Annotated in this window: 13 protein-coding genes and 1 tRNA gene; 4 read left to right on the top strand and 10 right to left on the bottom strand. The window is 63.4% G+C overall.

Features of this window, described 5'->3' with window-relative positions; translation table 11 throughout:
• Window positions 1-284 precede the first annotated feature (284 nt).
• From JQ553_RS33995 to JQ553_RS33985, 3 genes are all read right to left on the bottom strand, one after another.
• Window positions 285-581: a hypothetical protein gene (locus JQ553_RS33995; protein ID WP_212504441.1), complete on the bottom strand. Its 297-nt coding sequence runs from the start codon at window positions 579-581 to the stop codon at window positions 285-287.
• 78 nt (window positions 582-659) lie between these two features.
• Window positions 660-2600, bottom strand: coding sequence for a molybdopterin biosynthesis protein (locus JQ553_RS33990; protein WP_249144862.1), 1941 nt, complete (start codon window positions 2598-2600; stop codon window positions 660-662).
• 18 nt (window positions 2601-2618) lie between these two features.
• Entirely contained in the window at window positions 2619-3725 is a 1107-nt protein-coding gene (locus JQ553_RS33985) for a molybdopterin-binding protein (protein WP_212504442.1), read from the bottom strand.
• A 213-nt stretch (window positions 3726-3938) separates the two neighbouring features.
• On the opposite strand from JQ553_RS33985, the gene JQ553_RS33980 reads away from it, so the two are divergent.
• A complete protein-coding gene (locus JQ553_RS33980; protein ID WP_249144860.1) occupies window positions 3939-5129 on the top strand; it encodes an ABC transporter substrate-binding protein in 1191 nt (396 codons plus the stop codon).
• Window positions 5130-5217: 88 nt separating this feature from the next.
• Here JQ553_RS33980 and JQ553_RS33975 read toward each other — a convergent pair whose 3' ends face one another.
• A complete protein-coding gene (locus tag JQ553_RS33975; RefSeq protein ID WP_212504438.1) occupies window positions 5218-6186 on the bottom strand; it encodes a TAXI family TRAP transporter solute-binding subunit in 969 nt (322 codons plus the stop codon).
• 121 nt (window positions 6187-6307) lie between these two features.
• On the opposite strand from JQ553_RS33975, the gene JQ553_RS33970 reads away from it, so the two are divergent.
• Window positions 6308-7276 (top strand): tripartite tricarboxylate transporter substrate binding protein, encoded by a 969-nt coding sequence (locus tag JQ553_RS33970; RefSeq protein WP_212504437.1) that lies wholly within the window; start codon window positions 6308-6310, stop codon window positions 7274-7276.
• Between the two features lie 765 nt (window positions 7277-8041).
• Window positions 8042-8117, top strand: a tRNA-Ile gene (locus tag JQ553_RS33965).
• A gap of 5 nt (window positions 8118-8122) precedes the next feature.
• Here the strand turns inward: JQ553_RS33965 and JQ553_RS33960 are convergent.
• The 5 genes from JQ553_RS33960 to JQ553_RS33940 form a co-directional block, all read right to left on the bottom strand.
• Window positions 8123-9253 (bottom strand): site-specific integrase, encoded by a 1131-nt coding sequence (locus JQ553_RS33960; RefSeq protein ID WP_212504436.1) that lies wholly within the window; start codon window positions 9251-9253, stop codon window positions 8123-8125.
• A complete protein-coding gene (locus JQ553_RS33955) occupies window positions 9250-9492 on the bottom strand; it encodes an AlpA family transcriptional regulator (RefSeq protein WP_212504435.1) in 243 nt (80 codons plus the stop codon). Before JQ553_RS33955 ends, JQ553_RS33960 begins: the two co-directional genes overlap by 4 nt.
• A 2-nt stretch (window positions 9493-9494) precedes the next feature.
• Window positions 9495-9695 (bottom strand): hypothetical protein, encoded by a 201-nt coding sequence (locus JQ553_RS33950; RefSeq protein ID WP_212504434.1) that lies wholly within the window; start codon window positions 9693-9695, stop codon window positions 9495-9497.
• Between the two features lie 451 nt (window positions 9696-10146).
• Entirely contained in the window at window positions 10147-10407 is a 261-nt protein-coding gene (locus JQ553_RS33945) for a hypothetical protein (RefSeq protein ID WP_212504433.1), read from the bottom strand.
• Entirely contained in the window at window positions 10404-11141 is a 738-nt protein-coding gene (locus tag JQ553_RS33940; RefSeq protein ID WP_212504432.1) for a hypothetical protein, read from the bottom strand. The genes JQ553_RS33945 and JQ553_RS33940 overlap by 4 nt, the downstream gene beginning before the upstream one ends.
• A 197-nt stretch (window positions 11142-11338) precedes the next feature.
• Here JQ553_RS33940 and JQ553_RS33935 point away from each other — a divergent pair, with 197 nt between their 5' ends.
• On the top strand, window positions 11339-11707 hold the full coding sequence (locus JQ553_RS33935; protein WP_212504431.1) for a hypothetical protein: 369 nt from the start codon (window positions 11339-11341) through the stop codon (window positions 11705-11707).
• Between the two features lie 107 nt (window positions 11708-11814).
• Here JQ553_RS33935 and JQ553_RS33930 read toward each other — a convergent pair whose 3' ends face one another.
• Window positions 11815-12015, bottom strand: a complete 201-nt coding sequence (locus JQ553_RS33930) for a hypothetical protein (protein WP_212504430.1) — start codon at window positions 12013-12015, stop codon at window positions 11815-11817.
• Window positions 12016-12211 lie beyond the last annotated feature (196 nt).

The raw sequence follows: 12211 nt of genomic DNA, 5'->3' as shown, positions 1-12211 counted from the left end.
AATCGTAACGGTCTTCGTGCCGATCAGGCCGGTGCCTCCGATCACGACGATCTTCATGGTCGCTCCTCCCTTGTCGATGACTGGAGATCCTCATATGGACCCCGAAAAAGTGGCTTCGAATGCCAAGGCGACCACGCAATCACCGCGCCGGTGAGAAGCCCGCGCTCCCGCCGTCCCTCGCATTTCGGCGCCAGCATAACACGCCGCGCGGTCCTGTCAGAGATCGTCGACTGGTCAACAATGCTGATTGACTCGTGGAACGCGCACGGGATGGCTTTTGCACTTTAGGACTTCGGAAATTCCGACAGCAACTGCATCCAGACCACCGCGAACGCAATCAGTCCAAAAATGCCGAGCGCCGCGGTGAACCGTGGCAGACGGCCGACGGCGAGCAGCAGCCACGCCGGCAGGAAGAACACGCCAAAGATCACTCCGAGCGGAATGACGGCGAGCCATTGAAAACCCGTGCCGTCGCCCGGCGGTACGTGTGCGATGGCATAGAATGTATAGAGCCAGAACAACGTTCCGGCCGCGGCGACGACGACCGCAAGCATGCGGACATTGAGGGTGCTCGATGACATCACGGCGTTAGTCGCGGCAGTCGCCAAGCAAGTTCACGATCTGCCGATGAGCCACGACGCCCGCGACGTTGCACCCGTTCAGGCCGGCCGGAATCCCGCCTTTGTCAGTGCGGCACGCCCCTCCTCCGACGCCAGCGCATCGAGGAAGGCCTGCACCGCGGACCGTTGCTTGCGCGCCGTCACGAGCGCAAAGTCGTAATGCTCTTCGGCAAACGGAATGAAACCGAGACCGGAGGCAGCGGCGACCGGCGCGATGGTCATGCCCCAGTCGGCGCGATGCTGGGCGACGGCGGCGGCGACCGCGTTGTGCGAGCGTGGCTGATTCCAGTAGCCGTCTGGTCTCATGCCTTCGAGCAGCCGATCGATCAGGATTCGCGTTCCGGCGCCCTGATTGCGGTTGACCATGATGCAGGCGGGATCGGCGAGCGCGGCGCGCACCGCCTCTTCCGCACTCAATCCTTCAAAGCGTATGTCACCCGCTCGGAACACGATGCCCTGCATGCGCCGCCAGCCCGGCACGAGTTCGAGGCCCTCGGCAAGATAGGGCGTGTTGTAGGTCTCGGTCTTCTCGTCGAACAGATGGATTGGCGCGAAATCGCATTCACCGCGCCTGGCAGCGGCAAGACCGCCGAGGCTGCCGACCGCGATCGAGCGCACCGAAAGACCGGCGCGCGCCAGCGGCGCGGTGACGAGGTCAAGCCCGGTGCAGTGGCTGCCTACGATCACCAGATCGGGCACCCGCACATGCGGCGTGAACAAGGTCACCTCGACATCGCTGCCCGCCGGCATCTGGTCGGCCAGCGCATCGATCTTCAGGAAACCATCGGCCTGCGCAAACGACGTGATCGCGCCCGAGCCCTTGCCGGAAGGGTAAGCGATCAGGCCTCTCTCGCCTTCGACCAGCGAGACCATGACGAACTCGGTGCGGCCGAGCTCGGAGGCGATCCGCACCGGCACCTTTGCATTCACCTTGGCGTCCGGGCGCGGCGGCAGCCCGGCCATCCGCCGCAGCACCGGCACAATCATGTCATGAAAGGTGAACATCGCCGAGGTCGGAAACCCCGGCAGGATGATCACCGGCTTGCCGTCGCAGACCGCGAGGCACAGCGGCTTGCCGGGCTTCAGAGCGACGCCATGCGCGATGATCCCGGGCCTGCCTAGCCGGGAGATGATCCGGTGCGAGACATCGCCGGCGCCCTTCGACGTTCCGCCTGAAAGCACAAGCATGTCGCTCTCGGCCAGCGCCTTGCGCATGGCGGCCTCGAGTTCACCCTCGTCATCCGCGACGGCGCCAAGGAAAGCGGCGTCGCCACCATTTTCCGTGATCGCCGCCGTCACGATCGCGCCGTTGGTGTCGTAGATCGCGGCCGGTCGCAGCGGCTGGCCGGGCTGCACCAGTTCGTCACCGGTCGAGAGGATCGCAACGCGCGGACGTCGCGTCACCTCAACGTCGGCGATGCCGCAGGCCGCACACATGCCGATCTCACGCGAGCCGATGATGGTGCCGGCACGCAGCAGCGACTCGCCACGTGCGATGTCCGAGCCGGCATAGGAGATGAACTGGCCGGGCGAGGCCGCGCGGCGGACTTCGATCGCGCGATTGCCCGCCGGCTGGGTGTGCTCGACCATGACGACGGCATCGGCCCCGCGCGGCACCGGCCCGCCGGTTGCGATCGCAGTCGCAGTTCCCGATAACACCGGCCGCGCCGGTGCTGTGCCGCAGGCGATCGTCTCGTCGTTCAGCATCAGGCGCACTGGTGCTGCTTCGCTCGCCGTCGCGAGATCGGCCGAGCGCACGGCGAAGCCGTCGACATTGGAGCGATCGAACGGCGGCACGTCGATCGGCGCCACCACGTCATCCGCGAGCGCGCAACCGAGCGCATCAGCGAGCCGACGCGCCTCGCGCGGCAATTCGCGCGGGAACAGCGCCGCCTCGAAGCGAGTGAGCGCCTCCTCGCGCGAGAGGATGCTCAGGAACTGGTCCTGATCGACAGACGGATCGGGTTTCGGTGCGGGCATCTCGATCATCTCAGCAAGTTACTCGCGCAACATATAGGCATCGACGAGCGCGTCCGCAGCAAAGCCCTCGGAGTCGCCGGGCACGACCAGCCAGGCCTCCGCGCGAGCAATTGCATCGAGCGACAGTTCGCCCACTGCCAACGGCGCCCAGGTGCCCTGCCGGCGTTCGAGCAGCACCACCTCGGCCAGGCCGACGCTGGACGCCACCTTACGCGTCAGCGGCAACGCCAGCGTCTTCCGCGCGCGAGATCCCGACAGGCGGTCGAGCACGGGCAGTGCGATGGCGCACCAAGCGGCGAAGGCCTGATCCGGCGCGCCCGGCAGCGCGACGACCGGCGTGGCATCGATCCGCGCGACGGCGGCGGTACGGCCCGGCTGCAGGGCAATGCCGTGGGCGAGAACCTCGCCACGGCCGGCCAGCGCCGTCACTGTTGCATCGGCGCGGCCAACGCCGCTGCCGCCGATCGTGATGACGAGATCGCAACCACGCACATCGAGCGCGCCCGCGATCGCTGCGACATCCCGCCCGGGCGCCTCGCTGCGCACCACCTCCGCGCCGGCGACGCGCGCGACCTCGGCGATGAAACCTGCCGTGATCTCGCCGGCGGGAACGTTGAGGAGATGCAGCCGTGGCCGCCGCACGCTCAATGTCTCCAATCCGGCGGCCCGCGCGCGCAGAAGATCGCGCGGCAGCACACGTCGTCCCGTTTCCGTCACCGCGCGCCCTTCGGCAATGTCGCTGCCGGCGCGGCGGACGCCCTGCCCCGGGATCGCCTCGGCAAGCACCTGAGGAAGCGGACCGGATGTATCGAGAGCATCGGCATCGACGACGCAATCGGTACCATCCGGCATCGCTTCCCCCGCCTCGACCCAGGCCGGCGGCACGGTCAGCGGCACCGGCGCATAGGAGGACGCGCCGACCAGATCGCCGGAGCGCATCGCCCAGCCGTCGGAGGCGGCGAGGTCGCGCGGCGGGTGCGGACCGGGCGGCGGCATATCGGCCGCGATGCAGTTCAAGGCTTCCGCGAGCGGCAATTCGATCGGCGCCACCGGTCCGAGCCCGCGCAGCACAGCATCGAGCGCCACCTCGAGCGGGGTCAGCGAAGCCGGCAGGCGTTGAGCAATGGTCATGGCCCGCTATGGACTGAATCGGGTTCGAAAGAAACTCCCTGGCTTTTCCGGGGACACCCTCCATTAGACCGAAGGCGCGTTGACGGCGCCCCCGAAATGGTTGCAAAAGAAACCAATATGGCGGGGTCCCAAGGTCCCGGCACAAGCAAAAATCGGCCAATGCGCCAATCCAGGGAGGGAGACAGGATGATCGCAAGAAGTCTATCCATGCTCGGAACGCTCGTCGCCGCGCTGCTGGCTTCTTCGGCTGCGACCGCGCAGGTTTCCGACGATTTGGTCAAGATCGGCGTGCTCACCGACATGAACGGCCCGGCCTCCACGCCGACCGGACAGGGCTCCGTCACCGCCGCGCAGATGGCGATCGACGATTTCGGGGGCAAGGTGCTCGGCAAGCCGATCTCCGTCATCATCGGCGATCACCAGTTGAAGGCCGATATCGGCGCCGGGATCGCGCGGCGCTGGTACGACGTCGACCAGGTCGACCTGATCGTCGACGTTCCGGTCTCGGCGGTCGGGCTCGCGGTGCAGAACGTCGCCAACGAGAAGAAAAGGCTCTTCATCACCCATTCGACCGGCACCGCCGATTTCCACGGCAAGTTCTGCTCGCCCTACACCATGCAATGGGTGTTCGACACCCGCGCGCTTGCGGTCGGCACGGCCGACGCCGTGGTGAAGCGCGGCGGCGACAGCTGGTTCTTCATCACCGACGACTACGCGTTCGGCCATTCGCTGGAGCGCGACGCCACCTCGGTCATCACCAGGAACGGCGGCAAGGTGCTGGGCTCGGTGAGACCGCCGCTGGCAACCCCCGATCTGTCCTCCTTCGTATTGCAGGCGCAGGCCTCCAAGGCCAAGATCATCGGCATCGCCGCCGGCCCGCCCAACAACATGAACGAGATCAAGACCGGTGCCGAATTCGGCGTCTTCAAGGGCGGCCAGCAGATGGCGGCGCTGCTCGCGCTGATCACCGACATCCACTCGCTCGGCCTCCCCGCGGCGCAGGGCCTGCTGCTCACCACCTCGTTCTACTGGGACATGGACGACAAAACCCGCGAATGGTCGAAGCGCTATTTCGCCAAGATGAACCGGATGCCGACGATGTGGCAGGCCGGCGTCTACTCCTCCGTCATGGCCTATCTCAACGCGATCAAGGACGCCGGCACCGACGAGCCGCTGAAAGTCGCGGCCAAGATGCGCGAGAAGCCGGTCGAGGACTTCTTCGCCCGCAACGGCAAACTGCGCGACGACAATCTGATGGTGCACGACCTCTGGCTGGTGCAGGTGAAGACGCCGGACGAGTCGAAATATCCATGGGACTATTACAAGATCCTGGCGAAGATTTCGGGCGAGGACGCGTTCGGTCCGCCCGATCCGGCGTGTCCGCTGGTGAAAAAATGAAGTGAGCGAATAGCGAATAGCGAGTGGGGAATAGCGAACAGACAGCACCCTCTGCTACTCGCTATTCGCCACTCGCTATTCGCGCCTCTCACTTCGCCACACCGAGCTCGCGGAGATATTTCAGCACGCCGGGATGGATCAGCGCGACGTCGGGCGCGGCGGCGAGCGTGTTCTTCGCCGTGGTCTCGCAGGCCTGCGCGAGCTTGTTGCAGAACGTCGCCTCGATGGCGTGCAGCGTCCTCGCCATCCGGTAGGCGACATCGTCGGGCAGGCTCTCGCGCACGAGGATGTAGCTCCACGAGCCGACCGAGGCGATCGGCTCGCTCTGCTTCGGATAGCTGTTCGCGGGAATGGTCAGCGGCTTGAGGAAGCTGTGCCTGGCGAGGATGCGCGCAATCTCTTCCGCGCTCGGCGCGATGAAGCGCGCGCCGGTCGCGCTGTCGGCCATCGCAGTGAAGCCGGGCCAGCCGATGCCGGCGCCCCAGAGCGCAGCGGCGCGGCCGTCCTGCACCATCGCGGGCCCATCGCCGGCGCGATCGAGATAGATCGACTTGAAATCCTCGTCCTGCTTCAGCCCGATGCCGTCGAGGACATAGCGCGACAGGATCGGCAGGCCCGAGCCCTTGGCGCCGAATGCGATGGGCTGGCCGACCAGGTCGCGGATGGTCCGGTAGGGGCTGTCGGCGCGCACCACGAACATGCCCGGGCTCGAATACATCGCGGTGAGGATCTTCAGCTTGGTCGCCGGCGGCCGGCCGATGCCCTTCAACGCCTCATAGGTCGGCTCGCCCGCAACGGTTGCGATGTCGATCGTGCCGGCCTCCAATAACGGTATGTTCTCGCTGGAACCCTTGGTGTTGCGCGGCTCGATCGACAGCGTCGGATCGGCCGCGTTCATGGCTTCGGCGAAGGCGTTGCCATAGAGCGGAAATCCGCCGCCCGGCGTCGCGGTGCCGAAACTGATCGTTGTCTTCGAAATGGCCTTGCCTCCCTCTTCGGCCGCCGCGCCGCTCGCAAACAGCAACGCGCCGGCACAAATCACAACAGCGAATTTCATGGATGGCCTCAAACAGCATTCATGCGGGGCAGACTATCGTCGCACGGCGGAGGTTGTAGGCAAACGCCGCAATTTGTGAAAGCATGCCGGCAACGGTAACAAGAAAATGACGGGAGTCAGGATGATCCGGTTTGTCCGCAATGCATTGCTTGGCCTGTTTTGTCTCACCTGTTCTGCTGCTCCCGCCTTCGCCGCCGATTATCCGAACCGCCCGGTGCGCTGGCTGATCGGCTTTGCCGCCGGCGGTCCGGTCGACATCGTCGCGCGCATCATGAGCCAGTGGCTGTCGGATCATTTCGGCCAGCAATTCGTGGTCGAAAACCGCACCGGCTCCGGCGGCAATATCGCCGCGGCCGCCGCGGTCAATTCGCCGCCGGACGGCTACACGCTGCTGTTCGTCGCGCCCAACAACGCGATTTCCACGTCGCTCTACAAGAAGCTTCCCTACGACTTCCTGCGCGACACCACCCCGGTTGCCAGCATCATGCAGCTCACCAACATGCTGGTGATATCGAATGCGATGCCGGTGAAGACCGTCAAGGAGTTCATCGACTATTGCAAGGCCAATCCCGGCAAGATCTCCTATGCGTCGTCGGGCAACGGCACGTCGGTGCACATGTCGGCCGAACTGTTCAAGGCGATGACCAAGTGCGACATGCAGCATGTGCCCTATCGGGGATCTGCGATCGCCTTCCCCGACATCATCTCCGACAAGGTGCAGTTGATCTTCGACAATCTGCCTTCGGCGCTGGAGCAGTCGCGCGGCGGCAATGTCCGCGCGCTCGGCGTCACCTCGCCGCAGCGCTGGCCCGGCGTGCCCGATGTGCCCGCGATCGCCGAGACCGTGCCGGGATTCGAGGCGGTCGGGTTCTATGGCATTTCCGCGCCGAAGGGCACGCCGCCCGAGATCGTCGAGACCCTCAACAAGGCGGTCGGCGAGGCGCTGAAGGATCCGAAGGTCGTGGCGCGCCTCGCCGAGGTCGGCGGCATTCCGAAGCCGATGACCCCGGCCGAATTCGGCAAGCTCGTCGCCGACGAGACCGAGAAATGGCGCAAGGTCGTGGAGTTCGCCGGCGTGTCGGTCGATTGATGGGGCGGACTGAACCAACGCTTCGGTCAGCATCCGGTCGATCATCGAACGGGACAGCATTGCGCGCTCTCGCGACATGATTTGCCCGAGTGTTGCATCGCCATTGGCGCTCTCCTGAATCGGAGGGCGCAGGGAAAGCCGGGCGCCGATCGCACCCATGGGCCCGGTGCAACAAAAAGCACCGGGGTAGGACCACAGGTGTAACCGGATCAACCCGGCTTTCCCTGCGCGATGGTTTACGGCTTACTTCGCGCTCTCCCCGGCGAGACCGGGCTTGGTTGTCACCGTCATCCCTGAGAAGCGTGAGCTTCTAAAGAACTTAACGCCAGCCACTGGGGCGTCAGGACCACACGATTTCACCGTCCGCCGCACGGCGTGCTCGTCAGTCACGCGCGCAACGTCCACCGCATCCCACACCACGTTCGTGACGATCGCGAGCCGCCCCTCATTCGGGTGAGACGGCCAGATTCGTAGTGCTGATTTGCCCGACGACGGAAGCGGAATATTTTCTCAAGAAGGACTGGACGACCCAAATCAGCCTGAGATCGTTCGGGAATTTCGATTTCGCGCGCAGCGGATTTTCGCCCGGAAACCAGCCCTTCCGCGACCGGGGACATGGCAAACAATGGCAGACGTGGCGTCGCGCAAATCAATCGAGCGGCATTGCCGGAACGCCGGGCAGCCTGTAAACGGAGCCCGCACCGTTGCCGACCGCATCGCGCGCTGACCTTGCGCCAACGCTTGATGATGCGGCCGTCCGCGGCGGGGCCTGTAGCTCAATGGTTAGAGCCGGCCGCTCATAACGGTCTGGTTGCAGGTTCGAGTCCTGCCGGGCCCACCATCTGGCTATTTGGGCTTTGATTTGTCACGACTATTTTTCCGATTTGTCTCATTGCTCGTTTTCGGACCCGGAACTGAGACACTTTTCCGTTTCCGATGATCCTCAAGGCGCGCAAAGGCGTTCGTCGTCATCCGACGCTTGTTCGCCTCACGAATGTAAATTTCCGCCGTTTCCAATTTCGACCAGCCAAAGATCGCGCACAGCTCTGGTGCTGTAGCTTCGTTCTCGGCGAAGATCACCGCAGAAGCCTTTCGCAAACCATGAGCCGAACACTGCGGCAGCCCCGCCGCGTCGCACCAGTCGCGCATCTTGTTGCCAAGCCCGTTGATCGTGAAGCCACGGCCAAGATCGTTGACCAAATAGGTCATGTCGCCGGTCGGCGCGCTGGATAGCGCGTGTGCGAGCTCCGGTAGGATCGGGACGTCAATCGTCCGGCGCGTCTTGCTCTTGTTACGGCCCTTCCAGGCGACAAACTTAAGGCGCCCTTCGCCCTCGTGCTGGCGACCAATCCGGCAGGCATCAGATATCCGCGCACCGACGTTGAGCATGATCTCGAGTGCGAGCCGCGCTTTAGTCCCCACTGGATGATGGGCGCGATAGGCGCTGACCTCTTCAGCCGTCCATGTGTGCCAACCATCGGAATCGTGGATTTTCTCCACACCCAATGCGGGATTGAACGTAGCGTGCTTATTCTTGATCGCCCAGACGAATAGCGACCGCAGATACTTCACGAGCTTGTCAGCCGCCGCCGGCGTCTCTCGGCGCTTTTCCTGACTAGCTTCGACATCATCCCTCCGCAGCGCCGCATACGGCAGGTTGCCTGCGGTCTCACAGAAGCGGTTCAGGACGCTGCGCTTGTCTGCCTGTGTTAGCGGATCGAAGCCCTTAAACTTTGCCGAACGGTAATACTGGTCGACCAGCCAAAAGAACGTTTTCTCTCGCGGAGTCGGCGGCGGTGCCGCAGCCTTTCCATCAAGCGTTTCAAGTGCCTTGAAATAGGCAGCCATGAAAGCGGCCGTGACTTGGCCGTCGGAATCTTGGAACGTCTCCCTAATCCGGATCTTGCGTTGTCCCGGCTTGCGCACATAGTACATGCCGCGGTCTTCGATCAGGTACCTGATGCGAGCCTTGATCATGCGACGATCCGATCGAATGGATTATCGGCCTGCACGCCATCGCGCATCCGCTCCCAATAATCTCTAACCTCTCCGGTATCCCAGAGCACCACGCCGTCGATCTTGCGGCCCTTCGGCATCCTGCCGGCGGCCACCCATTCGTCGAACTTCGACGGCGAGACGGCGACCGAAGCCGCAGCCTCATCACGACGAAGCGCGAAGCGGGGAAGAGACAGATCGCGCGGCGACAGGCGGGACATAATCAGCCGGCCGCCTTCGCCTGCATCCAAGCTTCTAAAGGTTCGGCCATATTCCAGCGGTCGGCGACCTCCTGCGCAAGCAAGAGGCTGTCGCTGTCCTTGCCGAGCTTGATCACCTTGTCGCCGATTCGGAGGATGGCGCCGTTATATCGATCGCGACCTGCGAACGCTATACGGTACCCCTGCTGTTCCGTGCCGCTCATCATCGCACCGCCTTCTGCCGCTCTGAGTCCATCTGGGCGCGGAGGGCCATAACAATCGTGGCGTTCTGGCTGGCCGTCGTGCGTGCGGACTGATCTCTCACCCAGGCGGTGACGTCGGCAGGGAGTCTGACGTAGATTTCTTTCCGTTCAGGTAGTGCCATAGTCGAATAATCTCCGGTGTTTTTGGTGTGCCTTGACGTGCGCCTAATATGCATGCGGCGCGCGGTGTTTCGCTAGGTGGCGCGAAAGGCGGGCGGACGTAACCCACACCACCAACCGTTCCGCTATCGTTCTCCGTTCCGATATCGTTCTCACCATGGGGTCAAAAGGAAGCCCGTCGGCGTAACCGACGGGCCATTGCTTCGGGCCTTTTACGACCGCGGGATTCGCCGGAAAGCCTCGATAAGGCCCAAGCCGAGCCACGCGAGCAGAATGCTGCAGGCGATCGTTGTCATGACTGCTGCCCTCCATTGCGCACTGGCGGCGGTTCGGCCCGGCTGGGATGCAGGGCGTGGTACAGCGCGTTTTGCCGCCGCAGCACCGCTTGAGCGCGTTCAATGATCGTCCAGCCGAGACGCGCGGTCATGTTGGCGTCCTCGGGGCCGAGCGAGTCGGCAATGCAAGTGATCGCACGCCCGAAATCGATGAGCGCCAGGATGTCATCTTCCATGTCGCCGGCGACGTCGAACAGCGTGTTTTGGGGCTTCGTCATGACCTGGCTCCCTCGACGCTGGACACGCGGCACTCGGTCGTGTCGGCGCCGGGTTGCGATGCATAGAGCGAGGTGAATCCGGTCGCGCCTGCGGCAAGATTCCTGACGTGGCCCTTTTCAGCTGCTATCAGTTCGCCGCGGCGGAAAAAGCCACACTCGACCCAGACGACATCATATGTCGACGCCGATTCGTTCCTGACCGACACAGCCTGAATTGAATGATAAGAGGTCGACCAAAGCCTGCCCGCGCCGACGGTCAGGCTGTTGGCTGAGGTGCGCGCGGGCGCAGGCGATGCCGCCACGTATTTTTCAGGCGTCCATGGCTTTCTGGACAGCTCGAGGAGGAACTGGCGCGTCGGCTCGTCTAGCGGATATGGTTGCGCCTCGTCTACCGCAGGTTCGGGCAACTTCTCCGCATCAATCGCAGACGATGCGGCAACGGCACCGGTGGAGCAAATCAACACCGCTGCGGCGACGGCAAGGCCCGCCGTCGTGGCCTTCCGTTCGACCAGCTTCTTGATGCGCTCGGCGCGCTCTTTTTCGCGCTGTGCATAGAGTTTGGAAACAGCCTGCAGGACGCTGACGAGCTCCTCGGCTTTTTCGGCCGCGGCTTGCGCGGCTATGATAGAATTACAGACAAGTCTGGCCATCGGGTAACCTCCGTGGTTGGGCCTAGAGCCGGTGGCAAGTTGCAACCTTGCTACCGGTTCGCTTTTCTGGTACACGAAATTCATGAGCAAAGCAATAACGCGTACTAGAAAATCAAGGGGTCGCCCCCCAACCGGAGCGGAGTCCGTACATCTACGGGTGCTGCCGGACCAACTCGCTGCGATTGATACCTGGATCAAAAAGCAAAAAGATCCCGGCTTGACGCGCCCCGAGGCGATTCGTCGACTTATCGATGCTGGGCTGATGGCGAAGGGGAAATAGCGTGGAGACAGAAGCAGAGCGCGTCGCTCGGCAAAATGCGGAGCGCGAGGAAGATCTGCGCCGAGTCCCTCTTCAAGCGATCGACAAGAGCAAATGGCCGAAGGGCGTTAGAGCCATAGCTTGGCGGGAGACCGACGGCCTTGGCATTGATAACGAGGGACGCCTCTACTGGAACGGCAAACCGGTCGAGATTGTCGGCCGGCGTCTCGACCTTACCTGGGGACAGTTCTGGATCGCGGTGATCGTGGCCATATTCACGGTGATCGGTGGGATCGGCGCTGCCGCTCAGGGATGGGCCGCCTATCACGACTGGGCGTGTCGGAATAAGCAGCCGTCCATTCTTGTTTGTCCGGCGACTGAGGGGAAATAGTGTCGGAGGCTATCCGCCGCCTGGTCGAGCTCGGGATTGCCTGTAAGGCGGTTGCTGGCGGCCGGTCACGGTGGCGGCCGGGGGTCAAAAGTTGCAGGAGCGGGCGACTATCCGCGCAGTTTTTGATGACCGGCAAGGTATTCATCTGCCGTCATCATCAGCTTGGCATAGGTCACGGCATCATGCTGATTGACGAAGTTGACACCGAGGTCTGGCCGCAACGAGAACAATTGCTCCTCTAGTTGCCAGACCTCCCAACCATTCACCGTAGCGAGCCGCTTGGGATACACCTCCTTGCGTTTCCTCATCGCACTCTCCTCCGGCAATCATCAACTGGTTTCAGATCAAGAACACGATCGGCGCTGCAAACCATGCTGAGACCGGCGGCCACTGTAAGCAACCGCGATGAGCTTGTCGAAATCTGCGCTGTCGAGAAGTAATGACCGATGTGGGGGCCGGCGCGAGTCACATTCAACTTAGTCAATTTGGCTGCTTACTCAAAGT

The sequence above is a fragment of the Bradyrhizobium lablabi genome, assembly GCF_018131005.1.
In the GTDB taxonomy this organism is placed as follows: domain Bacteria; phylum Pseudomonadota; class Alphaproteobacteria; order Rhizobiales; family Xanthobacteraceae; genus Bradyrhizobium; species Bradyrhizobium lablabi_D.
Note: the sequence above shows the minus strand (reverse complement) of the source record. Positions and strands in the feature narration are given on the sequence as shown.